The 23,276-nt window shown below is 74.0% G+C and carries 23 protein-coding genes and 1 riboswitch; of the genes, 17 read left to right on the top strand and 6 right to left on the bottom strand.

What is annotated here, in order from left to right:
• Both VK501_RS24525 and sufD read left to right on the top strand, forming a co-directional pair.
• Positions 1-594: SufD family Fe-S cluster assembly protein (locus tag VK501_RS24525; RefSeq protein ID WP_324342209.1), on the top strand; the 594-nt coding region annotated here is incomplete at its 5' end.
• A 16-nt stretch (positions 595-610) separates the two neighbouring features.
• Positions 611-1,780 carry a Fe-S cluster assembly protein SufD gene (sufD, locus tag VK501_RS24520; RefSeq protein ID WP_324342207.1) on the top strand — a complete coding sequence of 390 codons (1,170 nt, stop codon included), beginning with the start codon at positions 611-613 and terminating at the stop codon, positions 1,778-1,780.
• Positions 1,781-2,083: 303 nt separating this feature from the next.
• On the opposite strand, the gene VK501_RS24515 is transcribed toward sufD, so the two are convergent.
• Positions 2,084-2,554 carry a peroxiredoxin gene (locus tag VK501_RS24515; RefSeq protein WP_324342205.1) on the bottom strand — a complete coding sequence of 157 codons (471 nt, stop codon included), beginning with the start codon at positions 2,552-2,554 and terminating at the stop codon, positions 2,084-2,086.
• A 22-nt stretch (positions 2,555-2,576) separates the two neighbouring features.
• Here VK501_RS24515 and VK501_RS24510 point away from each other — a divergent pair, with 22 nt between their 5' ends.
• The 5 genes from VK501_RS24510 to arfB all read left to right on the top strand — a co-directional run bounded on the left by VK501_RS24510 (position 2,577) and on the right by arfB (position 8,680).
• On the top strand, positions 2,577-3,725 hold the full coding sequence (locus VK501_RS24510) for a M20/M25/M40 family metallo-hydrolase (protein ID WP_324342203.1): 1,149 nt from the start codon (positions 2,577-2,579) through the stop codon (positions 3,723-3,725).
• 104 nt (positions 3,726-3,829) lie between these two features.
• Positions 3,830-3,993, top strand: a riboswitch (cyclic di-AMP (ydaO/yuaA leader).
• 75 nt (positions 3,994-4,068) lie between these two features.
• The gene (locus VK501_RS24505) at positions 4,069-5,136 is read left to right on the top strand and encodes a peptidoglycan-binding domain-containing protein (RefSeq protein ID WP_324342201.1); all 1,068 of its coding nucleotides are present in this window, start codon (positions 4,069-4,071) and stop codon (positions 5,134-5,136) included.
• A gap of 75 nt (positions 5,137-5,211) precedes the next feature.
• Entirely contained in the window at positions 5,212-5,922 is a 711-nt protein-coding gene (locus tag VK501_RS24500) for a TIGR00730 family Rossman fold protein (RefSeq protein WP_324342199.1), read from the top strand.
• A gap of 53 nt (positions 5,923-5,975) precedes the next feature.
• Complete coding sequence (locus VK501_RS24495; protein ID WP_324342196.1) at positions 5,976-8,264, top strand: hypothetical protein; 2,289 nt, start codon at positions 5,976-5,978, stop codon at positions 8,262-8,264.
• Entirely contained in the window at positions 8,261-8,680 is a 420-nt protein-coding gene (gene arfB, locus VK501_RS24490) for an alternative ribosome rescue aminoacyl-tRNA hydrolase ArfB (RefSeq protein WP_324342194.1), read from the top strand. The genes VK501_RS24495 and arfB overlap by 4 nt, the downstream gene beginning before the upstream one ends.
• 11 nt (positions 8,681-8,691) lie before the next feature.
• On the opposite strand, the gene VK501_RS24485 is transcribed toward arfB, so the two are convergent.
• On the bottom strand, positions 8,692-11,448 hold the full coding sequence (locus tag VK501_RS24485) for an EAL domain-containing protein (RefSeq protein WP_324342192.1): 2,757 nt from the start codon (positions 11,446-11,448) through the stop codon (positions 8,692-8,694).
• Between the two features lie 116 nt (positions 11,449-11,564).
• Here VK501_RS24485 and VK501_RS24480 point away from each other — a divergent pair, with 116 nt between their 5' ends.
• From VK501_RS24480 to VK501_RS24470, 3 genes are all read left to right on the top strand, one after another.
• Entirely contained in the window at positions 11,565-12,338 is a 774-nt protein-coding gene (locus VK501_RS24480; protein ID WP_324342191.1) for a SigB/SigF/SigG family RNA polymerase sigma factor, read from the top strand.
• A gap of 42 nt (positions 12,339-12,380) precedes the next feature.
• Positions 12,381-13,886 carry a long-chain fatty acid--CoA ligase gene (locus VK501_RS24475; RefSeq protein WP_324342190.1) on the top strand — a complete coding sequence of 502 codons (1,506 nt, stop codon included), beginning with the start codon at positions 12,381-12,383 and terminating at the stop codon, positions 13,884-13,886.
• Between the two features lie 125 nt (positions 13,887-14,011).
• Positions 14,012-14,218, top strand: coding sequence for a cold-shock protein (locus tag VK501_RS24470; protein WP_324342188.1), 207 nt, complete (start codon positions 14,012-14,014; stop codon positions 14,216-14,218).
• A gap of 218 nt (positions 14,219-14,436) precedes the next feature.
• Here VK501_RS24470 and VK501_RS24465 read toward each other — a convergent pair whose 3' ends face one another.
• From VK501_RS24465 to VK501_RS24450, 4 genes are all read right to left on the bottom strand, one after another.
• Positions 14,437-14,796 carry a rhodanese-like domain-containing protein gene (locus VK501_RS24465; protein ID WP_324342186.1) on the bottom strand — a complete coding sequence of 120 codons (360 nt, stop codon included), beginning with the start codon at positions 14,794-14,796 and terminating at the stop codon, positions 14,437-14,439.
• 48 nt (positions 14,797-14,844) lie between these two features.
• Positions 14,845-16,290, bottom strand: a complete 1,446-nt coding sequence (locus VK501_RS24460) for a HAMP domain-containing methyl-accepting chemotaxis protein (RefSeq protein ID WP_324342184.1) — start codon at positions 16,288-16,290, stop codon at positions 14,845-14,847.
• Between the two features lie 66 nt (positions 16,291-16,356).
• Positions 16,357-17,193 carry a GNAT family N-acetyltransferase gene (locus VK501_RS24455; RefSeq protein WP_324342182.1) on the bottom strand — a complete coding sequence of 279 codons (837 nt, stop codon included), beginning with the start codon at positions 17,191-17,193 and terminating at the stop codon, positions 16,357-16,359.
• Positions 17,194-17,232: 39 nt separating this feature from the next.
• Complete coding sequence (locus tag VK501_RS24450) at positions 17,233-17,454, bottom strand: DUF6458 family protein (RefSeq protein ID WP_324342180.1); 222 nt, start codon at positions 17,452-17,454, stop codon at positions 17,233-17,235.
• 39 nt (positions 17,455-17,493) lie between these two features.
• On the opposite strand from VK501_RS24450, the gene VK501_RS24445 reads away from it, so the two are divergent.
• From VK501_RS24445 to VK501_RS24415, 7 genes are all read left to right on the top strand, one after another.
• A complete protein-coding gene (locus tag VK501_RS24445; RefSeq protein WP_324342178.1) occupies positions 17,494-18,645 on the top strand; it encodes an acyl-CoA dehydrogenase family protein in 1,152 nt (383 codons plus the stop codon).
• 19 nt (positions 18,646-18,664) lie between these two features.
• On the top strand, positions 18,665-19,291 hold the full coding sequence (locus VK501_RS24440; protein ID WP_324342176.1) for a metallopeptidase family protein: 627 nt from the start codon (positions 18,665-18,667) through the stop codon (positions 19,289-19,291).
• Between the two features lie 75 nt (positions 19,292-19,366).
• Positions 19,367-20,068, top strand: a complete 702-nt coding sequence (locus VK501_RS24435; RefSeq protein ID WP_324342173.1) for a FadR/GntR family transcriptional regulator — start codon at positions 19,367-19,369, stop codon at positions 20,066-20,068.
• Positions 20,065-20,454, top strand: coding sequence for a hypothetical protein (locus tag VK501_RS24430; protein WP_324342172.1), 390 nt, complete (start codon positions 20,065-20,067; stop codon positions 20,452-20,454). Before VK501_RS24435 ends, VK501_RS24430 begins: the two co-directional genes overlap by 4 nt.
• Positions 20,451-21,965 (top strand): GMC family oxidoreductase, encoded by a 1,515-nt coding sequence (locus tag VK501_RS24425; RefSeq protein ID WP_324342170.1) that lies wholly within the window; start codon positions 20,451-20,453, stop codon positions 21,963-21,965. The genes VK501_RS24430 and VK501_RS24425 overlap by 4 nt, the downstream gene beginning before the upstream one ends.
• Before the next feature lie 15 nt (positions 21,966-21,980).
• A complete protein-coding gene (locus VK501_RS24420) occupies positions 21,981-22,307 on the top strand; it encodes a hypothetical protein (protein ID WP_324342168.1) in 327 nt (108 codons plus the stop codon).
• Positions 22,277-23,248 (top strand): hypothetical protein, encoded by a 972-nt coding sequence (locus VK501_RS24415; RefSeq protein WP_324342166.1) that lies wholly within the window; start codon positions 22,277-22,279, stop codon positions 23,246-23,248. The genes VK501_RS24420 and VK501_RS24415 overlap by 31 nt, the downstream gene beginning before the upstream one ends.
• Positions 23,249-23,276: the final 28 nt, after the last annotated feature.

Genomic DNA, 23,276 nt, shown 5'->3' with positions numbered 1-23,276 from the left:
TACAACCTGGTCACCAAGCGCGCGATCGCCGAGACCGACGCGACCGTCGAGTGGGTCGACTGCAACCTCGGCTCGAAGCTGACGATGAAGTACCCGTCGGTCTACCTGATGGGTGAGCGCGCCCACGGCGAGGTCCTGTCCATCGCCTTCGCCGGCGAGGGCCAGCACCAGGACGCGGGCGCCAAGATCATCCACGCCGCGCCGAACACGACGAGCAACATCTTCGCCAAGTCGATCTCCAAGGACGGCGGGCGCTCCTCCTACCGCGGCCTGCTCGAGGTCGCCAAGGGCGCGCACGGCTCGAAGTCCAAGGTCGTCTGCGACGCGCTGCTGCTCGACGAGCACTCGCGCTCCGACACCTACCCGACGATCCGCATCGGCAACGACGACGTGGACGTCGGCCACGAGGCCACGGTCTCCAAGGTCGGCGACGAGCAGCTCTTCTACCTCATGTCGCACGGCCTGACCGAGGAAGAGGCGGGCAAGCTCATCGTCAACGGCTTCATCGAGCCGATCGTCAAGGAGCTGCCGATGGAGTACGCCGTCGAGATGAACCGGCTCATCGAGCTGCAGATGGAGGGCTCAATTGGCTAGCGCGACCGCGGCCTCCGTGCCGCACCTCACCGTCGAGCAACTGCCTGCGTTCAAGGGCACGCCCGGCTGGGAGTTCACCCCCATCGACAAGCTGGACCTCGCGGCGTTCCCCACGGCCGCCGCGGGGAGGTCCGTGCCCGCCGACGTGCTGTTCGCGCCGCAGGACGGCATCGGCCCCAGCGACGCGGAGCCCAGGAGATCGGACCCGCCCGCCCCGATCATCGCGCCGCTGCGCGTCGCGCTCGAGCGCCACGCCGACGTCGTCGGCCGGCACTTCGGGACCGTGGTGCGGCCGTCGTTCTTCACCAAGCTGAACGCCGACGAGTGGACCGACGGGACGCTGGTCTACGTGCCGCGCAACGTCAAGGTCGAGGCGCCGATCGTGATCACCACGGTCCAGGACCGGCCCGGCACCGCCCTGCACCACCGCACGCTCGTCGTGCTGGACGAGGGCGCCGAGGCCGAGATCTGGGACCAGGTCGTCTCGTCGCACGACGAGGAGGCGGTCGTCAACGGCGCCGTCGAGCTCGTCCTGGGCCAGAACGCGACGCTGCACTACATCGGCGCGCAGAACGTCAACGAGAAGACCTGGGTCTTCGGCGGCCAGCGCGCGATCGTCGGCCGCGACGCCCAGCTCGACTGGACGACGCTGGCCTTCGGCGGCGGCAACGGCAAGGTGTTCCTGGAGACGACGCTCGACGGCCAGGGCTCGCACGCCAAGGTCACCGGCGCGTACGCGACGCGGGGCCGCCAGCACGTCGACTACGACACGCTGCAGGAGCACGCGGCGCCCGACACGGTCTCCGACCTGGCGTTCCGCGGCCTGATCAGCGGGCGCTCGTCGGCCGTGTGGCGCGGGATGATCAAGGTCGACCCGGGCGCGCAGCGCACCGACGCCTTCCAGGAGGCGCGCAACCTGCTGCTCGGCAAGAAGGCCCACGCCGACGCGATCCCCGGCCTGGAGATCCTCGCCGACGACGTCCGCTGCACCCACGCCGCGGCCATCGCCCAGATCGACCCGGAGCAGATCTTCTACCTCCGCTCACGCGGCCTGTCGAAGACGACGGCCGAGCGGCTGGTCGTCGAGGGGTTCCTCGGCGCGATCGTCGAGCGCTACCACGAGGGCCCGATCCGCGACGCGATCGCCGGGGCGCTCGAGCTGCGGCTGTCGGCGGTGCTGGGGTAGCGCCGACGTCGGCGGTCGGAGGCGACCGCTCATGGATTTGCGTGACGGCCGCCCGCGGGGCGGCCGTTTGCGTTGGGGGTGGGCCTGTTTGGCGCGGTGGGGGCGCGGTGTTCGGGCCCACCCGCCCCGGGGCGCTGGCGGACGACCGGGCGCGCCGGAGCCCGCGACGCACGCTCGCTCTCGTCGTCGCCGACGGTCCACGCCGCGTGGCGTCGCCGGCGCCCGCGCTGGGCGCCGGCCGCGTCGGCGGTGCGTCGGTCGGGCCACGGCGCCCGCGGTAGGGCCGGGGCGCCGGCCGTGGGGTCAGTCCGCGACGGGCGCCGGCAGCGACGCCAGCGCCTCGCGCAGCTCGTCGACGCCGACGTAGTCCAGGCCCACGGCGTGGATCTTGCACCAGGCGATGGTGCCGCTCTCGTCCACGATGAAGGTCGCGCGCTGCGTGCCGAGCACGGGGCGGGTCACGCCGTAGGACCGCGCGACCGCCTTGTCGGCGTCGGCCAGCAGCGGCACGGTCAGGCCGTGGTGCGACGTGAAGGCCTCGTGGCTGTCGACGTCCTGGCCGGAGATGCCGACGACGACGGCGTCCAGGGCCGACATGTCGTCGGCGCGGTCGCGGTAGGAGCAGAACTGCTTCGTGCAGACCGGCGTCTCGTCGCCGGGGTAGAACAGCAGCACGACGCGCTCGCCGCGGTGCGCGCCGAGGCGGAAGGACCCCTCGGTCCCCGCCAGCTCGAAGTCCGGTGCGGCGTCGCCCACGCGTGGTCCCTTGGCCATGACGTGCAACTGTAGGGATCCCGTGGACCAGTGGATCGCCGACAGCGCAGCTTCCATCGCGACGCGCGCCGAGCGCGAGCTGGAGGCGCTGGTCGGCGTCTCCACGCCGTCGGGCGACGTGCCGGGCGCGCAGGAGGCCGCCGCGATCGCCGCCGCGCTGCTGCCCGACGGCGCGCAGGTCGAGCACGTCCCGTGCTCCTCGCCCGACCACGCGCCCGACCTGATCGCCCGCGTCCGCGGAACCGGCGCGGGGCGGATCCTGCTGGTCGGCCACCTCGACACGGTCGTCTCGCACGCCGAGCACCGGCCGCTCGAGCGCGACCCCGCCAACCCCGACAAGCTCTACGGCTCGGGCACGGTCGACATGAAGGGCGGCGACGTGCTGGCGCTCGGCGTGCTGCGCGCGCTCGCCGGGCGGCCCGAGCGCCTCGCGGAGGTCGCGCTCCTGCTCGTGGTCGACGAGGAGTGGCGCGTCGGACCGTTCGGGCACGTCGAACGCTTCGCCGGCTTCGACGCATGCCTCTGCTTCGAGGCGGGCGAGCTGACGGCCGGCGGCGACGACGCGGTCGTCGTCAAGCGCAAGGCGGCCGGCACGGTGGAGGTGCTCGCGACCGGCCGCAGCGCCCACTCCGGCTCGGCGCCCGACCGGGGCGTCAACGCGCTGCTCGCGCTGGCCACCGCCGCGCAGGCCATCGCCGCCCAGCACGACCCGCACGGCCCCGACCGCCTGACCGCCGTGCCGACCGTCGTCCGCAGCGGCGACGCGTTCAACGTCGTGCCGGCCGAGGGGCGGCTCATCGCCGACGTGCGCGCCGACCGCCTCGAGGCGTTCTCGCGCGTGCTGGACGCCGTGCCCGCCGCGGTCGGCGGCGCCGCGCTCACCGCCGGGCTGGCCCGCGAGTGGCCGGGCATGGACGCGCGCGAGCCCACCGCGCCGCTGCTCGCCCGTGCCGGCGAGCTGCTCGGGCGGCCCGTGATCGGCGCCCAGCGCGGCGGCGCGAGCGACGCCAGCCACCTCGCCGCGACGATCCCGCTCACCGTCGACGGCCTCGGACCGCGCGGCGGCGCTGCGCACAACCCGGGCGAGTTCGTCCTGGCGTCCTCGCTGCGCTCGCGGGCGCAGGTGGCGCTCGCCGTGGCGCTCGCCGCGGCCGAGCGCGCCCGCGCGTAAGAACCCGCGATCTTCGCGCAACATGCGCGGAAATCGCTGCTCGGTTAACAGTCAGACGGCGTTATGACGACATCCCTCCGCCGGCTTCGCTACGCTCCGCCGGTCGTTTGCACCAGCCGAATCCCCGATCGAGCGATCGGCGGGGAGCGGGGGACCCACTGGCCGGAGTGATCCGGTCCGGGGCGAATCATCGCCATTGTGCGACGTAGCGCCACTCTCTTGGCGCGAGCCCGACAGCTAACCCCGTAGGCGCCTTTTTCAAAGAGAGGGAGCCCACCAGTTGTCGCCGTCGCCGTTCCGTTCGTCCGCCTTAGGCGTAGCCAGCGCCTTCGCGGCGGCCTGTGTGCTGTTCCTCCCCGCCCTCGCGGAGGCCGATGCCACCGCGGGTGGCACCGCGGCGGGGAGCACCACGACGCCGGCCAGCACCACGACGCCGGCCAGCACGACCGCGTCCCCGGCGGTCACCACCGCCGCCGCGCAGCTCGGGACCGGCACGCTGCGCCGCGGCTCCCGCGGCTCCCGCGTCAAGGCGCTGCAGACGCTCCTCACGCAGGCCGGCTACAAGACGACAGGCGACGGCCAGTACGGCGCGTCGACCGTGTCGAACGTGCGCCGCTTCCAGCGCGCCGCCAAGCTGAAGGTCACGGGCGTCGCCGGCACCGCGACGCTGAACGCTCTGCGCACCGCAACGGACGGCTCGGCCTCCACACGCGCGACCGCCACCTCGTCCCAGCACCTCGGCGATCGCATCCCGCTGCGCAAGGGCATGAACGGCCACGACGTGAAGGTCCTCCAGGACTTCCTCGACCGCGCCGGCTTCGACACGTCGGTCGACGGCGAGTTCGGCTCCGGAACGCTCAAGACGGTCAAGCTCTTCGAGGGCGACCAGCAGCGCACCGTCGACGGCGTCATGGACCAGGCCGACATCGACCTGCTGCGCTCGCTGATCGACGGCGAGAGCGGCACCGCCACGACGACGACCGCGGTGCAGCTCGCGCCCGGCGACAAGGCGACCGTGGGGTCCGACGGCCTGGCCATCGCACCGGCCAACGCCCCCGACCAGGTCAAGCAGATCATCGCCGCGGGCAACGTGATCGCCAAGAAGCCCTACCACTACGGCGGCGGGCACGGCACGTGGGACGACACGGGCTACGACTGCTCGGGCTCGGTCTCCTACGCGCTGCACGGCGCGGGGCTGCTCGACCAGGCGCTGCCGTCGGGCGACTTCATGAGCTGGGGCGACGACGGCCCCGGCCAGTGGGTCACCATCTACGCCAACTCCGGCCACATGTACATGGTCGTGGCCGGTCTGCGCTTCGACACGAGTGGGCGCCAGCAGGACGGGACCCGCTGGCACGCCGCCTCGCGCTCCAGCAGCGGCTACACGGTCGTCCACCCGCCGGGGCTCTAAGACTCACGCAGGGGTACAGCGACGGCGGGCACTCACACGGGGTGCCCGCCGTCGCCCATCGAGTAGAACCCATGGGTGACCCCGCGACCGCGTCCACCGGCCACCCCCGACGAGGAGCTCCTCGGCACCAAGCGCCGGCCGGTCCTCGCGACCCGCACCGAGGCCGAGCGCATCGCGCGCATCGAGGCGGAGCTCGAGGCCGGCTTCCACGCGCTGCGCGACCTCGGCCCGGCCGTCTCGATGTTCGGCTCGGCCCGGACGCCGCCCGACCACCCCAACTACGCGCTCGCCCGCGAGATCGCCCGGCGCCTCGGCGAGGCGGGGATGGCGATCGTCACCGGCGGTGGCCCGGGGATCATGGAGGCCGCCAACCGCGGCGCGCGCGACGCCGGCGCGCCGTCGGTCGGGTTGAACATCGAGCTGCCGTTCGAGCAGGGGGCCAACGGCTTCCAGGACGTCACGCTCACGTTCTCGTTCTTCTTCACGCGCAAGCTGATGTTCGTGCGCTACGCGACGGCGTTCGTCGTGATGCCCGGCGGCTACGGGACGCTCGACGAGCTGTTCGAGGCGCTCGTGCTCGAGCAGGTCGACAAGATCCGCGACTTCCCGATCGTGCTGGTCGGCAGCGCGTTCTGGGCCGGGCTGCTGGAGTGGGTGCGCGACCGGCTGGTCGCCGACGGCGTGATCGACGCCGACGACCCCGAGCTGCTGCGCGTCACCGACGACCCGGAGGAGGTCGTGCGGATCGTCTGCGCGGCGCGCGACCGGCAGGAGCCCGCCGCCTGACCGGGGCGTTCGCCATGGCAGGGAGCCCGCCGCGCGCGCAGAAGCTGAGTCGGATGCTGCTCGCAGCGCGGTTCGTCCTGCTCGCCCTCGCCGGCCTGGCCCTCGCGCCCCCGGTCGCGCAAGCGCGGGTGGCGCTGGTGGCCACCGGCACCCCGGACGTCGCGCTGCTGGACGTCGCCACCAATCAGATCGCGCGGCGCGTCGCGTTGCCCGGCGCGACCACGGCGGTCGCGGTCACGCGCGACGGCCGCACCGCGCTGGCGGCCGGCGGCGGCGCGCTGCTCGCCCTCGACCTGCGCAGCAACGTCAGCTTCGGCCCCAAGCCGCTGCGCATCGGCGCCGCCGAGGTCGCGGGCCTCGGCGTCTCGCCCGGGGGCGCCAGCGTCTACGTCGTCGCCGGCACGCGCATCCTGCGCCTCGACACGGCGACGCTGACGGTCGGCGGCACCGCCGATCTGCACGGCACCGCGCTGGGCCTCGCGGTGTCGCGCGACGGGACGCTCGGCGCCGTCTGGCTGAAGGGCGGCCGCGTGGCGATGGTCGACCTCGGCGGCGGCCCGAAGCTGCTGCGCCGCGTCAGGGTCAAGGGCGCAGCGGGCGCCGCGTTCGCCGCCGGGCGAGCATGGGTCACCGCGGCGCACGGACGGCTGCGCACGATCGCGCCCGCCGCCAAGAAGGCGACCAAGGGCATCAAGCTGGGCAGCGGCGTCGGCGGCGGCGTCGCCGTCTCGCCCGACGGCACCCAGCTCGCGGTCGGCGCAGCGGCGGGCGGCACGAAGGCCGCGATCGTGGACGTCGCCGGCCGGGACGTCCACGCGTTCCGCGCCGCGCGCGGCCCCGGGATCCCCGCCTGGTCGCCCGACGGCAGCCGCATCTACGTCGCCGACCGCGGCGCGCACACCCTCTCGCTGGTCAGCCCCTATGCGCATCGCCGCCTCGGCACAGTTGCGCTGCCCGCCGGCCTGCGCCCGCTCGACGTCGCGATCCAGCCGGGGCTCGCGCTCGTCCAGGGCACCGACGGCCCCGACGTCCTGCTCGGGACGCGCGGTCCCGACCTGCTCGAGGGCCTGGCCGGCGACGACCGCCTCGCCGGCGGCCGCGACAACGACGTCCTCCACGGTGGCGACGGAAACGACACGCTCGAGGGCGGCCCGTACGACGACCACCTGGACGGCGGCAGCGGCGACGACCGGCTCACCGGCTCGTCGGGCAACGACGCGCTCGGCGGCGGCGACGGCCTCGACACCGCCTACGCGGGCACCGGTGACGATCGGGTCCACGGCGGTCCGGGCGACGACCGGCTCGACGGAGGCGTGGGCGACGACCGCCTCTACGGCGACGCCGGCAACGACTATCTGGACGGCGGCGCGTTCGGCAACGACGCGCGGCTCTACGGCGGCGACGGCGACGACACGATCCACGGCGGCCGCGGCTCGGACCGCCTGATCAAGGGCAACGCCGGCAACGACAAGCTCTACGGCGAGTCGGGCACCGAGCACGTCCTGGGCGGCGACGGCGACGACCTCATCGACGGTGGCGCCGCGCGCGACCTGCTCGAGGGAAACAACGGCTCGGACACCGTCGTCGGCGGGGCCGGGGAGGACCTGGCCGAGGGCGGCGCGGGCGCCGACCTCGTCGACGGCGGCGAGGAGGCCGACGAGCTCTACGGCGACGACGGCGCCGACACGCTCGTGGGCGGCCCGGGGCCGGACGTCATCGACGGCGGCGACGGCGACGACACGATCCGCGCGGCCGACGACAGCAGCGATCGCGTCGACTGCGGCGAGGGTCAGGACACCGTCTATGTCGAGGACTCGGCGCCCGCGCGCGACCGCCTGGTCGGCTGCGAGTCGGTCGTGCCCGTCGCACCCGAGGCGGCCGGCGGCGCCACGCCGACGTCGCTCGTGCGCGGCACCGGGGGCGACGACCTGCTGCGCGGCACGCCCGGGCCCGACTCGATCTTCGGCAAGGAGGGCGACGATCGCCTCTTCGGCGCCGGAGGCGACGACTACGTCGACGGCGAGTGCGGCGACGACGAGCTCCACGGCGGCGCCGGCGACGACACGATCGCGGGGCGCTCCGGCGACGACCGCATCTTCGGCGAGGACGGCGACGACCAGATCACCGGCGATCGCGGGAGCGACCGGATCAGCGGCGGCGCCGGCGACGACGCGCTCTTCGGCAACCTCGGGCCCGACGTCGTCGCCGGCGGCTCGGGCGACGACCGCATCAACGTCGTGCGCGGTGAGACCGACACGGTCCGCTGCGGGTCGGGCCGCGACGTCGTCCTCGCCGACGGCGACGACCGCGTGGCGGCCGACTGCGAGGATGTCCGCAGGTGACGCCCGATGCCCTCCAACCCACGCGCTCGGTGCGGATCCCGCTCGACGAGATCACGATCCGCGCGAGCCGGTCGTCGGGGCCCGGCGGCCAGCACGCCAACGTGACCGCCTCGCGCATCGAGGCGAGCTTCGACGTCGCCGCGTCCGCGTCGCTGACCGACGACCAGAAGCGCCGCATCGTCAACCGCTGCGGCCCCGTCGTGCGCGCGGTCGCACAGGACGCGCGCAGCCAGGTCCGCAACCGCGAGCTCGCGCTGCGCCGGCTGGAGGAGCGCCTGAGCCGGGCGCTGCACGTGCCGCGGGCGCGGACGGCGACCAAGCCGACGCAGGGCTCGCGCAAGCGCCGCCTGGAGGCCAAGGCCAAGCGCGGCGCGGTCAAGCGCGACCGCCGGCGCCCGCCCCGCGACGGCGACTGAGCCCGCCGCGCCTACGCCGCGTCGGCGCGCGCCGCGAACGGCGGCTCGGTGGCGGCGACGAGCCAGCGCAGCTCCTCGGCCGGCAGCGGCCGCGAGAAGAGGTAGCCCTGGCCCAGCCCGCAGCCCAGGCGCCGCAGCGCCGCGAGCTGGTCTGCCGTCTCGACCCCCTCGGCGACGACGGGCAGCGCGAACGCCCGCGCCAGGCGGACGATGGCGTCCACGATCGGCGCGTGGCCCGTGTCGAGCCCGGCGACGAACGACCGGTCGATCTTCAGCCCGCCGATCGGCAGCTGCGCGAGGTAGCTCAGCGACGACCAGCCCGTGCCGAAGTCGTCGAGCTGCAGCTCGACGCCGAGGTCGCGCAGCCGCTCCAGCAGCGCCAGGCGCGCGGGCCCGCGGTCGATCAGCGTGGACTCGGTGATCTCCAGCGCCAGCGCCGCCGGCACCGCGCCGGTGGCCTGCAGCGTCGCCTGCACCGTCTCGACGAGCGACTGGTCGTGCAGCTGCCGGGGCGAGAGGTTGACGTGGACGGGCAGCGGCGGCCGGCCGGGGCGCAGCGCGGCCCACGCGGCGGCCTGGGCGCACGCCAGCTCGAGCACGCGGCGTCCCACCCCGACGATCAGGCCGCTCTCCTCCGCGACGGGGATGAACGCGTCGGGCGCGAGCAGCCCGCGCTCGGGATGGCGCCACCGCACGAGCGCCTCCAGCGCGGCGATCGACCCGTCGGCGAGGTCGACGATCGGCTGGTAGTGGACCTCCAGCTCGTCGCCCTCCAGCGCGCGGCGCAGCGCCGCCTCGATCTGCAGCCGGCCGTCGGCCCACGCGCGCATGCCGGTGTCGAACAGCTCGATCCGCGCGCGCCCGCCCTCCTTGGCGCGGTACATCGCGGCGTCGGCGTCGCGCAGCAGCTCCTCGGGATCCTGCTCGGGGTCCAGCAGCGCGATCCCGATGCTCGCGCCGAGCACGTGCTCGTCGCCGCCGGCCCCGAACGGCGCGCCGAACGCCGCCGACAGCCGCTCGGCGATCGCGAGCGCCATGGCCTCGTCGGCGACGTCCTCGCACAGCACGACGAACTCGTCGCCGCCGATGCGCCCGACGGTGTCGGTGGGCCGGACGGCGCCGCGCAGCCGGTCGGCGACCTGGCGCAGCACCTCGTCGCCGGCGCGGTGGCCGAGGCTGTCGTTGACGAGCTTGAAGTGGTCGAGGTCGAGGAAGACGAGCGCGACATGACCGTCGGCGCGGTCGGCCCGCTGGACCGCCTGCTGGAGGCGATCCATGATCAGCGTGCGGTTGGGCAGCTCGGTCAGCGGGTCGTGCAGGCCGCGGCGGCGGATCTCCTCGTCGCTGGCGAAGCGGTCCAGCGCGTCGCCCAGGACGTTGGCCATCGCCTGCAGGAACGTGACGTCGTCGGGCGCGAACGCGCCGCTGGACGCGCTGTAGGCCGCGAGCACGGCGTGCGGGCCGCCGCGGCCCTGGACCACGACGGTGACGCCGCTGACCGCGCCCTCACGCGCGACGAGGTCGGCCTGGATGAACCGCCGCTCGGTCCGCGCGTTGTCGACGATGACCGGCTCGCGGCGGATGAGGGTGAAGCCCTCCTGGCTGTCGCCCCACCCGGCGGGCACGGTCGCGTGGCGCACGAGCCCGTCGCCGAAGCCGGCGCCGGCGCGCAGCAGCAGCGCGCGGCCGTCGTCGATCAGCTCGAAGAGCGCCGACAGCTCGACGCGCAGCACCGTGCGGACGGCCTCGACGGCACGGTCGATCAGCGTCGCGGGGTCCTCGGCCTCCAGCGCGCGCTCGCCGAGGGTCGCCACGGCGGCCTGCTGCGCCGCGCGGCGCTCGAGCTGGCCGATCAGCCGCAGTCGCTCGCTGAGGTCCTGGTAGACGGCGACCATGCCGGTCAGGCGGCCGTCGTCGTCGCGCACGACGACCGTGTGGACGTGGCCGTCGAAGAGCGATCCGTCGCGGCGGCGCAGGCGCCACTCGGTCGCGCAGCGGCCGTCGCGCAGCACGGCCTCGCGCGCCGCGGCGATGCGCTCGGGCGGCTCGGCGGAGAGCAGGTCGACGGGCGAGCGGCCCAGCGCCTCGCTCTCGGGCCAGCCGAACATGCGCTCGGCGGCGGGGTTGAACGCGGTGATCGCACCGGCGGCGTCGGTGGCGCAGACCGCGGCGTCGACGTGCTCCAGCGTGGCCGAGTGCACGCGCACGCGCTCGTACAGGCGCGCGTTGTCGAAGATGAGCCCGATGCGGCTGCCGACCTCGACCGCGACCGCGAGGTCGGCCTCGGTGTAGGGCGGACGGCCGCGGTCGCGGGTGAGGGTCAGCACCCCGAGCGCGCGGCCGCGGCTCACCAGCGGCACGGCGATCAGCGAGGTGATGCCGACCTCGGCCACGTAGCGCGCGTAGCGGCCGCCGTCGACGTCGGCCGCCTGCACGACGGCGACCAGGAGCGGCTCCTGGGTGCGGAGCACGTGGGCGGCGCGGGGCTCGCTGTCGGCCGGGCGCATGTGCGCGCCGACCTCGTGCGCCAGCGACTCGGACCGCGGGTCGCGGTGAGCGTGCGGTCCGGGCTCGAGCATCGTCTGGTCGCGCGACAGCGTGCGCACGTCGGCCTGGTCGCCCAGCACGCGCGCGCACCAGCGTACGATGACCTCGAGCACGGCGACCGGGTCGAGGCTGGCCTGCGTCGCCTGGCGCAGGAGGTCGGCCAGCGCCAGCGTGCGCTCCTCGGCGAGGGTTTCCGGGGTACGGGCGTGTGGGGACGGCACGGCTCGGAGACGGCATCGGTTCCGAGGCCGCGCGCCTTGAGGGCGCCCATCGACTGCCGGACACCGTTTATCGGACCGTCCGCACGGGCACGTCTTTCAGCATGCCGTCCGCGACCATGCTCCGTACCGCTGCCGGGCACGCGCTCCGCGCGCCCCACACCGATGCCCAGCTGCTGGCCAGCTATGCCGAGACCCGCGATCCGCAGCTGCGCGAAGCGCTCGTGGAGCGGTTCCTGCCGCTGGCCCGGTCCATCGCCAAGCGCTATCGCAAGGCCGAAGAGCCCTTCGACGACCTGCTCCAGGTCGCCAGCCTCGGACTGTTGAAGGCGGTGGACCGCTTCGATCCGTCGCGCGAGATCGCGTTCTCGAGCTTCGCCGTGCCGACCATCGTCGGCGAGCTGCGCCGCCACTTCCGCGACCGCTGCTGGTCGGTCCGCCCGCCGCGCGAGCTGCAGGAGCGCGCGCTGGAGGTCGACAAGTTCCGCAGCGAGCTGACCACCCGCCTCGGCCGCGCGCCGTCGGTGCGCGAGATCGGCCGGGCGCTTGAGCTCGCCGACGAGCAGGTCCTCGAGGCGCTGCAGGCCCAGCAGGGGATGCGCGCCGCGTCGCTCGACGCGCCGCGCGGCAGCGGTGAGGACAACGACGCGACGCTGGCCGACGCCCACGGCGTCAACGATCCGGAGCTGGCCCGCGCCGAGCACCGCGCGACGCTCGCCCGGCTGTTCGAGCGGCTCGACGAGCGCGAGCGGCGGGTGCTGCGCCTGCGCTTCGAGCAGGATCTCACCCAGGAGCAGATCGGCCAGATGGTCGGCGTCTCCCAGATGCAGGTCTCGCGCATCATCCGCGGGGCCGTCGCCAAGCTGTCGGCCGCCCGCGGCGAGTCGCGCTAGCCACCGCCGCGCGGGAGGTCGTCGCGCGGATATGGTCCCGGCATGAGCGGCAACCTCGCCACGATCCTGACCGACTCGGCCGCGAAGTTCGGTGAGCGGGAGGCCCTGCGCCTCGACGACGCGGTCTTCGACTACGCGCTGCTCGACGAGGCCAGCGCCCGCGTCGCCACGATGCTGAAGGCCAAGGGACTGCAGACCGGCGACCGCGTCGGGATCATGCTCCCGAACGTCCCGTACTTCCCGGTCGCCTATTACGGCGTCCTGCGCGCGGGTGGCGTGGTCGTCCCGATGAACGTCCTGCTCAAGGGCCGCGAGGTCGGCTTCTACCTCACCGATCCGGGCGCCAGGATCGTCTTCGCCTGGCACGACTTCGCCGAGGCGGCCCAGCAGGGCGCCGACGAGGCCGGCGCCGAGCTGATCGACGTCAAGCCCGGCGCGATCGAGGGCGAGATCTTCGGCCACGACCCCGACCCAGAGGTCGTGGAGCGCGCGCCCGGCGACACCGCGGTGATCCTCTACACGTCGGGCACGACCGGCAAGCCCAAGGGCGCCGAGCTCACCCACGACAACCTGCGCCGCAACGCCGCCGCGGCGGCCGGCCTCTTCGCCCTCGACGAGACGGTCGTCACGCTCGGCGCGCTGCCGCTGTTTCACTCCTTCGGCCAGACGTGCGGCATGAACGCCACCATCTACGCCGGCGGCTGCCTCACGCTGATCCCGCGGTTCGAGCCCGCCAAGGCGCTGGAGATCATCCAGCGCGACGCGGTCAGCGTCTTCGAGGGCGTGCCGACGATGTACGGCGCGATGCTGCACCTGCCCGAGCACGGCGACTACGACACGTCGACGCTGCGCGTCTGCGCCTCGGGCGGCGCGTCGCTGCCGGTCGAGCTGCTGCGCAGCTTCGAGGAGGCGTTCGACGCCAAGATCCTCGAGGGCTACGGGCTCAGCGAGACGTCGCCGGTGGCGTCGTTCAACCATCCCGACAAGGAGCGCAAGCCGGGCTCCATCGGCACGCCGATCGACGGCGTCGAGATGAAGGTCGTCGACGAGGACGACGCCGACGTCCCCACCGGTGAGGTCGGCGAGATCGTCATCCGCGGGCACAACGTGATGAAGGGCTACTGGAACCGTCCCGAAGCGACCGAGGAGGTCATGAAGGGCGGCTGGTTCCACAGCGGCGACATGGCCAAGGTCGACGAGGACGGCTACTTCTTCATCGTCGATCGCAAGAAGGACCTCATCATCCGCGGTGGCTACAACGTCTACCCGCGCGAGATCGAGGAGGTGCTCTACGAGCACCCGTCGGTCCGCGAGGCCGCCGTGGTGGCGGTCCCGCACCCCGATCTCGGCGAGGAGGTCGGCGCCGCCGTGGTGCTCAAGGACGGCGCGGACGCCGACGTCGAGGCGATCAAGGCGTACGTGAAGGAGAACGTCGCGGCCTACAAGTACCCGCGCCACGTGTGGATCGTCGACGAGCTCCCCAAGGGCCCGACGGGCAAGATCCTCAAGCGCGAGATCGAGGTCCCGGAGCCCGCCGACCGCCCCTGACCGATGGGCAGGAAGCGGTCAGCTTCACCATCCAGTCACTGACGGACTTGACGGATCCTGGTACGTTTGCGCCCGACCGGCCGGCGATGAGATCCGGCGAAGCAGGTAGTGGAGGACACGCTGAAATGGCCAGCGGAACCGTGAAGTGGTTCAGTGACGACAAGGGCTTCGGCTTCATCACGCCCGACGAAGGTGGCAAGGACTTGTTCGTCCACCACAGCGCGATCGTCGCCGACGGATACCGCTCGCTGCCCGAGGGCGCGCGAGTGAACTACGAGGAGGAAGCGGGTGACAAGGGCCCCAAGGCCGTCAACGTCACCCGGGAGTCCTGAGCGCGCCCCACCGCGCCACAAGCTCAACGATCGAGGGCCCGCCTGCCGGCGGGCCCTCGATCGTAGGACAAGCTCTTCTCGGACCGGCTGCCTAGGTCAGCAGGATCACGAGGATGATGATGATCAACAAGGTGCCGAGTCCGATGTACATGGCCATCGTGGTACCCGAGGGCGCCGGCCGGCACGCAGCGTGACCGACGAACCGCTCCGGATTTCGGTCAGTGGTCGGCGACGGTGCCGTCCGGCGGGTCCAGCGGCAGGCCCGCGTCGTGCCAGGCCTGCAGGCCACCGGCCAGGGAGTACGCGTCGTAGCCCGCGCGGCGGAACGCCTGCGCGGCCATCAGCGACCGGGAGCCGAGGCGGCACTGGAACACCACCGGCCTGCTCTGGTCGATGGTCGCGGCCTGGGCGCTCAGGTGCTCCAGCTCGACGTGGCGCACGGGGCCCGGGATGCGGCCCGCGTCCCACTCATACTGCTCGCGGACGTCGATCACCTGGACCTCGCCGGCGTCGAGGCGCCGCCGCACGTCGTCGGGGGTGACTTCCAGCTCGGGATCGGCCAAGGGATGCTCGCTCATGGTCGGGGTGGACCTCCGAGCACGAGTCTAGGCAACCCCGAGCCGCGGTCAGCGGGTCAGCACGAAGCGCGAGGCGAGGCGGTGCAGCTCGTCGGCGCTGCGCGTCAGCTCCTGCGCCGAGGCGACGATCTCCCGCGTGGACGCGACCGTCTGGTGGCTGGACGCGGCGACCTGCTGCGCGGCCGCCGAGGACTGCTCGGCGACCGAGGCGACCTCGCCGACGTCCGCGTCGACCTTCTGGGAGCTCTCGGCGATCGCGCCGATCGCGCGGGCGATCTCGGCGACGTGCGCGCTGGTGACCTCGACGGCCTCCCCGATCTCCGAGAACGAGGCGCGGGCGGTCTCGACGGTCGCGACGCCGTCCTCGGTGCGGGCGGCGCCGTCCTCGACCACCGTCACGGCGCGCTCGGTCTCGGTCTGGATCTCGGTCACGAGCGAGGCGATCGAGCTGGCCGCCTGCTGGCTCTCCTCGGCGAGCTTGCGGACCTCCTCGGCGACGACCGCGAAGCCGCGGCCCTGCTCACCGGCGCGGGCGGCCTCGATCGCGGCGTTGAGCGCGAGCAGGTTGGTCTGCTGCGCGATGCCGCCGATCGTGTCGACCATCGAGCCGATGCGCGTGGAGCGCTCGCCCAGCGAGCGGATCGTGCGGGTGACCTCGGCGGACGCGCCGCTGACGGCGAGCATCGCCTCGCTGGCGGCGCCGACGGCGGTGGCGCCGTCGTGGGCCAGCGCCCGTGCCCGCCCGGCCTGGTCGGCGGCCTCGGCGGCGCCGCGCGCGGACTCCTGCGTGGCGCTCGCGACGCCGGTGCTCAGGCCGCGCACGTCGACGACGGCGGAGACCTGGCGCTCGGCGCCGGAGGCGACCTCGGCCACGGCGCGGGCGATCTCGTCGACCGCGCGGCCCGCCTCGCCGGCGTCGTCGACGACACGGCCGGAGACCGCTGCGACGGTCTCGGCGGCGCGTGAGAGGTCGGTGACCATCGTGCGCAGGCCGGCGGTCATCGCGTCCAGCGAGCGGCGCAGCTCGTCGCGCTCGGAGCGCGGGGGGAGCTCGCCGGAGAGGTCGCCGCCTGCGACGCGCTCGGCGTGGCCGGCGATCGTGCGCAGCTCGCCGAGCATGCGCTGGACGGCGCCGGCCGAGCGGCCGACCTCGTCGAAGTCGTGGACCAGGAGGCGGACGTCGGGGTTCAGGTCGCCGTCGGCGATGGAGTTCGCGGCGCGCGAGATCTCGGTGAGGCGCTTCTTGATCTCGATCTGCGACCAGAGCGAGATCGCGATGACGCAGAGCACGAAGCCGATCGTGCCGACCAGGAAGACGGTCTTGGCGCCGCGGACGTCGTCCTGGACGTGGGCCGGGTCGATGCCCGAGATCTGGTGCAGCACGACGGCGATCTCGACGCTCGAGAACACGAGCAGCGCGATCACGGCCAGCACGATGCGCATCCGGGTGGACGCGAGCCGGCCGACCTTGTGGGTGCCCTCCACGGTGGTCATGGTCAGCTTGTCGGCAAACGAACATGGGTCTTGAGGGTCGAGCAGCGCCGCTCAGCGCACCTCCGGCTACCCCCAGAACAGGTTGAAGAGCCCGAACTGCCGGTCCGGGCGCCACGCCACCGCGGGGCCGAGGCGCATGCGCAGCGCGTCGTTGAGGCGGACGAACCGCCAGGCGCGCAGCGCGTCGGTGGCCGCGATGTTGCCGTCGGGGACGATCAGCGTGCCGGCCGCCGGCCCCGCCGTGGCGGCGGCCATGAGCGCGACGCCGACCTCGGGACGGGCGGCGGCGATGGCGGTGCCCGCGCCCCAGGGCGAGGCGATGGCCCAGCCGAGCAGGTCGCCGTCGCCGTCGTCGCCGGCGACGGCCACGCCCGCCAAGGGGAGGATCGTGTCGAGCACGGCGTCGCGGCGCTCACCCGTGGCGTGCAGGTCGAGCGCGCGCAGGCGGGCGCGGTCGGGCTCGCCCAGGCGCTGGAGGTCGGCGGGCGGGGCGCCGCCCGAGACGCCGCGCCAGGCGACGGCGCGCTCCTCGGCCACGAAGCCGAGGCGGTCGTAGACGGGGCGGCCCGCCTCGGTCGCGTAGAGCAGGACGGTCTGCGCGCCGCGGTTGCGCAGCCAGCGCACCGAGGCCTCGGTCAGCGCCGCGCCCAGCCCGCGACGCCGCGCCTCGGGCGCGACGCCGAGGGCGCCGATCCAGCCCGTGGTGGCAAAGGCCGCCACGCAGGCGACGCCGCTCACGCCGCCGCCCTCGCCCTCGGCGACGAGGATCACGCCGTCGGGCGAGCGGCGCGGGTACTCGAGCAGCCGCGCGACCTGCGTGCCGAAGCCGGCTCGGCGCAGGACGTCGACCGCGAGGGGGACCTCGCGGTCGGTGGCCGGGCGGATCGCCGATGCGAGGCGCACCGGCCGGAGCCTACTCAGCCCGACCGTCCGCGCGGCCCACTAGTAGCGCGGCGGTGGATCGTCGTAGCGGTCACGCCTGACCACCGTCTCCCGGCGGGTCATCGCGAACGTCATGAACAGCGAGATCACCAGCCCGAGGATCCCCACGATCAGCAGGATCAGGCCGACCGTGGACAGGTCGACGCCGCTGATCGCATCAGAGACGGCGTAGCGCAGGATCGCGCCGGCGGCGATGAGGAAGAGCGAGGTTCCGATGCCCATGGATCTTGTGGATACCCCGGACGAATACCCTTCATCCCCATGAGCACGACCGCCAGCCACGTCTACGAGATCCCGCAGGAGCACAAGGACTTCCGCGACCTGGTGCGCCAGATCGCGGTCGAGCGGGTGGCGCCGCGCGCGGCCGAGATCGACGCCCAGGACGAGTACCCGTGGGACATCCGCAAGCTCCTGTCGGAGAACGACGTCCTCGCGCTGCCCTTCGAGGAGGAGCACGGCGGGACGGGCACGGGGACGCTCATGTTGCAGATGGCCGTCGAGGAGCTCGCGAAGGCCTCGGCCTCGGTCGCGCTCATGCTCATGGTCCAGGAGCTCGGATCGCTCCCGATCAGGCTCTACGGCTCCGACGAGCTCAAGCAGCGCTTCCTGCCCCGGTGCGCCGCCGGCGAGTGGTCGCCCGCGTTCTGCCTCAGCGAGTCGGAGTCCGGCTCCGACGCCGCCGGGATGCGGACCAGCGCCGTGCTCGACGGCGACGAGTGGGTCATCAACGGCACGAAGTCGTGGATTACCAACGCCGGCATCGCCGACTTCTACGTGGTCTTCGCCGTCACCGATCGCGAGAACCGGCGGGTCACGGCGTTCGTCGTCGAGAAGGACCGCGAGGGCTTCTCGGTGCCCAAGTACGAGCACAAGCTCGGGATCCACGGCTCGCCGACCGGCCAGCCGGTCTTCGACGACGTGCGCGTGCCGCAGGAGAACGTCATCGGGGAGGTCGGGCGCGGCATGAGCGTCGCGCTCGGGACGCTGGAGCGCACGCGCCTGGGCGCGGCCGCGCAGGCCGTGGGCATCGCGCAGGGCGCGACCGACTACGCCGTCCAGTACGCGAAGGAGCGCACAGCGTTCGGCAAGCCGATCATCGAGCTGCAGGGCCTGCAGTTCAAGCTCGCCGACATGCAGACCAAGACGGCCGCCGCGCGCGAGCTGCTCTACAAGGCCTGCTCGATGATGGATCGCGACGAGCCCGACAAGGCGCTCTACAGCTCGATGGCCAAGCTCTTCGCGTCCGACGCGGCGATGGACGTGACGGTCGAGGCGGTCCAGGTCCTGGGCGGCTACGGCTACGTCACCGAGTACCCGGTGGAGCGCATGATGCGCGACGCGAAGATCACCCAGATCTACGAGGGCACCAACGAGATCCAGCGCGTCGTCATCGCGCGGCAGCTCGCGAGGTAGTCTGAGAGGCCCGATCGCCATGTCCCTGCGCCGCACCGCCTTCGCCGCCGTCCTCGCCCTGAGCCTCGGGCTCACGGTCATCGTGCTGCTCGACGGTGGGTTCAGCACGATCGGCTGGGTGCGGCTCTTCGAGATGCTCGGCGTGGTCGTGATGGCCGGCGCGGCGCTGCTCGGCGGCATGGCCGTCGTCGGCGTGCGCATGGCGGGCTGGAGCGAGCCGGAGTCCGAGGAGGAGTTCGAGCGCGTGGTCCTGCGCGCCGAGCGCCTCGCCCGCGACGGCACGGCGGCCGAGCCGGGGGAGACCGAGTTCCTGGACCTCGACCCCTACGACGACGCGGACTTCGAGGAGCTCGTCCGCGACGCGATGGACGACCTCCCGGACCTGCTGCGCGCGGCGCTGGACCGCAACGTCGCGGTCGTCATCTCCGACGGCGGCCGGCGCCACGGCGCGTACGGCCTCTACCAGGGCGACGGCGCCACGCGCGACGACTACCCCGACAAGATCATCATCTTCCGCGACACCCTGCGCCGCGACTTCGGCCACGACCCCGACCTGCTGCGCCACCAGGTGACCGTGACGGTCCGGCACGAGCTGGCGCACCACATCGGGTTCGACGAGCTCGGTGTGAGGGACTTGGGCCTCTGAGCTGAGGGGCGGGTCGCAGCCCGCTACGTTCCCTGCGCCTTGACAGCTGTTCCGAACACCGGAACACTGCCGGGCATGTCGGCCATCGAGCGCTCGTCGCTGCCCGAGCAGGTGTTCCGCCAGCTGGTCGGGGCCGTGCTCGACGGGCGGTACGCGCCGGGGGAGCGGCTGCCGGCGCAGCGGGCGCTGGCCGCGGACCTCGGCGTCAACATGGCGTCGCTGCGGGAGGGCATCAAGCGCCTCGAGCAGCTGCGGCTCGTCGACGTCCGCCACGGCGACGCGATGCGCGTGCAGGACTGGCGCGCCCACGGCGGCCTCGACGTCCTGGCCTACGCCGTCCCGGCCGACCCGACGCTGACGCGCTCGCTCTTCGAGGCGCGGCGGCTGCTGCTCACCGAGGCGGCGCGGCTGGCGGCGCAGCGCGCCACCGAGGAGCAGCACCGCGCGCTCGGCGACCTGGCCGCCGCCTTCGCCGCGGCGCCCGACGACGTGGCCGCGCAGCTGGTCGACCTCGCCTACATGGCGACGATCATCGACGCGGCCGGCAACCTCGTCTTCCGGTTGATCCTCAACTCGATCCGCGAGCTGTACCTCGCCAACGCCGAGCGCTTCCGCCCGATCGTCGCCGGCCGCGAGGAGCTCGCGCCGCTGTACCGGCGGGCGGCGCGGGCGATCGCGGCGGCCGAGCCCGGCCGCGCGGCCGCGGCGATGGCCCGGCTGGCCGGGGCGCAGGAGGAGCGGATGCTGCGGGCCGCCGCCGGCGACGCGGCGCCGTGACCGTCCTCTCGCCGCGCGAGGCGTCGATCTTCGCGTGCGTGACCGACACGCTCCTGGCGCCCGCGCCGCCGCTGCCGCCCGTGCACGCCACGGACGCGGTCGCCAGCTTCGACGCGTGGCTGGCCCGCGCGCCGCGGCCCAACCGGCTGGCGCTCCGAGCGGTCCTGCTGGCGCTCGAGATCGCGCCCCGCCTCACGGGCGCCCGCACGCGCTGGCGCCGCCTCGCGCCACCGGCGCGCCTCGCCCTCCTGGAGCGCCTGCAGCACCGTGGTGCCGGCGGCCGCGCGGTCGTCGAGGCGCTGCGCGCGTCGGCGGCGGTCAGCTACTACGGCGACGCGCGCGTGAGCGCGCTGCTCGGCTACGTGCCGCTGCGGGATCGCCGATGAGCCTGCTCGCCGAGCCGACGACCGGCGGCGTGATCGACGGCCTGCGCCTGACCGGCGAGCGGCGGGTGCGCGCGGACGTGTGCATCGTCGGGTCGGGCGCCGGCGGGGCGCCGGTGGCCCGCGCGCTGGCCACCGCCGGGCTGCGCACGGTCGTGCTCGAGGACGGCCCGGAGTTCTCGACCGCGCAGCTCACGGGCCGCCCGCGGGACATGACCGCGCTGCTCTACCGCGACGGGGGCCAGACCGCGACCGCCGGCGCGCCACCGATCATGCTGCCGACCGGCCGCGCGGTGGGCGGCACGACGCTCGTCAACTCCGGCACGTGCTTCCGCGTGCCCGCGGCCGTGCAGGCGCGCTGGGCGGCGGACCTGGGCCTCGACGCGCTCGGGCCCGGCACGCTCGACGACGCCTACGCTCGCGTCGAACGCGACCTCCGCGTCACGCGCGTCACCGAGGAGCTGGCCGGCGCCAACGCGCGCATCGCCCGCCGTGGCGCGGAGCGCCTGGGATGGTCGGGACGCTTCCTGGACCGCAACGCCGACGGCTGCGTCGGCTCCGGCGTCTGCGCCTTCGGGTGCCCGAGCGGCGCCAAGCAGCACGCCGGCGCGGCGTACCTGGAGGGCGCGCACGCGGCCGGGGCGACGACGTACGCCAGTGCCCGGGCGCGGCGGGTCACGATCGACGACGGCCGCGCCACCGGCGTGCAGGCGGTCACTGGCGGTGGCGGGCGGCTGACCATCGAGGCGCCGTGCGTGGTCGTCGCGGCCGGGACGCTCCACACGCCCCTGCTGCTGGCCGCCAGCGGGATCGCCTCGCCGTGGCTGGGCCGCAACCTCTCGATCCATCCCGCGACCGCGGCCTACGGGCTGATGGACGAGACCGTCGACATGGCGCACGGCGTGCCGCAGTCCTACGGCATCGACGAGTTCGCCGGCGAGGGCATCATGTTGGAGGGGATCGCGGGACCGCCCGACTACCTCGCGATGTCCGTGCCGTTCTCGGGCCCGCGTCATCGCGAGTTGATGATGGACTACCGCCACGTGGCGCAGTTCGGGATGATGATCTGCGACACGTCGCGCGGCCGTGTGAGCACCGGCCGGCTCGGCCGCCGCACGAACCGCCCGCTCGTCCGCTACGAGCTCGGCCCGTCCGACGTCGCCACCGTGCAGCGGGGCGTGGAGCGCCTCGCCGAGCTGCTCTTCGCCGCCGGCGCGCACCGCGTGATCCTGCCGCTGGCGGGCGTCCCGGAGCTGCAGGGCGGCGACCTCGGTCCACTGCGCCGGCACCGGGCGCACGCCGGCGAGCTCAAGATGATGGCCTTCCATCCGCTCGGCACGGCGCGCATGGCGGCGCGCCCCGCCGACGGCGTCCTGGACGCCGACGGCGCCGTCCACGGCGTCGCCGGCCTGTCGGTCTGCGACGGCAGCGCGGTCCCGTCGGCGCTCGGCGTCAACCCCCAGCTCACGATCATGGCCCTGGCCGCGCGCCTGGCCGACCACCTGCTCGCCTGAGAGGAGCGCACCACCATGTCGTTCTTGATCGACCCGCCCTGGCTGTACGCCAACGGCCGCGTGCTCGCGCAGGTCGCGCCGCCCCCGGCGCGGCGGAAGCTGTCGGCCGCGACGCTCGCGATCTTCCTGGTCACGAGCATCTCGCTCTACCTCGACCGGCCGTGGACGCGGCCGATCTGGCGGCTGTGCCGGGCGCGCAGCGGCCGCGACTGGATGCTCAACTCCGGCGTCCTGCGGCTCGACCACGAACATCCCGGCCGGGCCACGCACGCCGTGAGCGCGATGCTCTTCGCCACCTACCCGCTCTGGCTATGGCTCGGCCTGCGACACGCCCAGGACTGACGCCGCGCTTCCCGTCCTTCGGGGCGGGCGGCGGCTACGAGTCCTACTACGTGCGCGCGGTCGATCCCGACCGGCCGCGGTCGGTCTGGCTCCGCCACACCGTCCACCAGGCGCCGGGCGAGGCGCCCATCGGCTCGGCCTGGGTAACGGTGTTCGGCGCCCCCGAGCTGCTCGCGCACAAGGCCTCCGAGTCCGACCCGGCGGCCGGCGGCGGCCGCCTGCGGATCGGCGACAGCGCGTTCGGGCCCGACGGCGTCGAGGGCGCGGCCGGGCCGGCCGAGTGGGACCTGCGGTGGACCGGCGACGAGCCGCCGCTGCGCCACCTGCCCAAGGAGTTCCTCTACTCGGCCCCGCTGCCGAAGACCAAGCTCGAGAGCCCGCGCCCGGCCGTGCGCGTCCACGGGCGCGTCACCGTCGGGGCGACGACCGTCGAGCTCGACGGCTGGCCGGGCATGGTGGGGCACAACTGGGGCGCCCAGCACGCCGAGCGGTGGATCTGGCTGCACGGTACGGCGTTCGAGGGCGGCCCGGACGACTGGCTCGATCTCGCGCTCGGCCGCGTGCGGATCGGGCGCGCGACGACTCCCTGGGTCGCCAACGGCGTGATCTCGCTCGGCGGCGAGCGCCTGCGCGTGGGGGGCACGGCGCGGCCGCGCGTCAACGCGGGACCGCTGCACCTCGATCTGTCGGTGGGGGGACGCGCCGCGCGCGTGCGGCTGACCGTCCACAGCCGTCGCGAGCAGACCGTGGTCTGGCGCTACGCCGACCCCGACGGCTCCCAGCACCACGTCGCCAACTGCTCGGTCGCGGAGCTCGAGGCCGTGGTCCACCCGCGCGGCTCGGTGCCGATGACGCTGCGCACCGCGCACGGCGGCACCTACGAGCTCGGCATGCGCGAGGCGCCCGAGGGCCTGGCGATCCAGCGCTTCCCCGACCCCTAGGGGCGTTGGGCCCTAACCCGCCGCGGGT

Source organism: Baekduia sp. (assembly GCF_035318805.1).
Taxonomy (GTDB): Bacteria; Actinomycetota; Thermoleophilia; order Solirubrobacterales; family Solirubrobacteraceae; genus Baekduia.
This window is presented reverse-complemented; position numbering and strand designations above follow the sequence as displayed.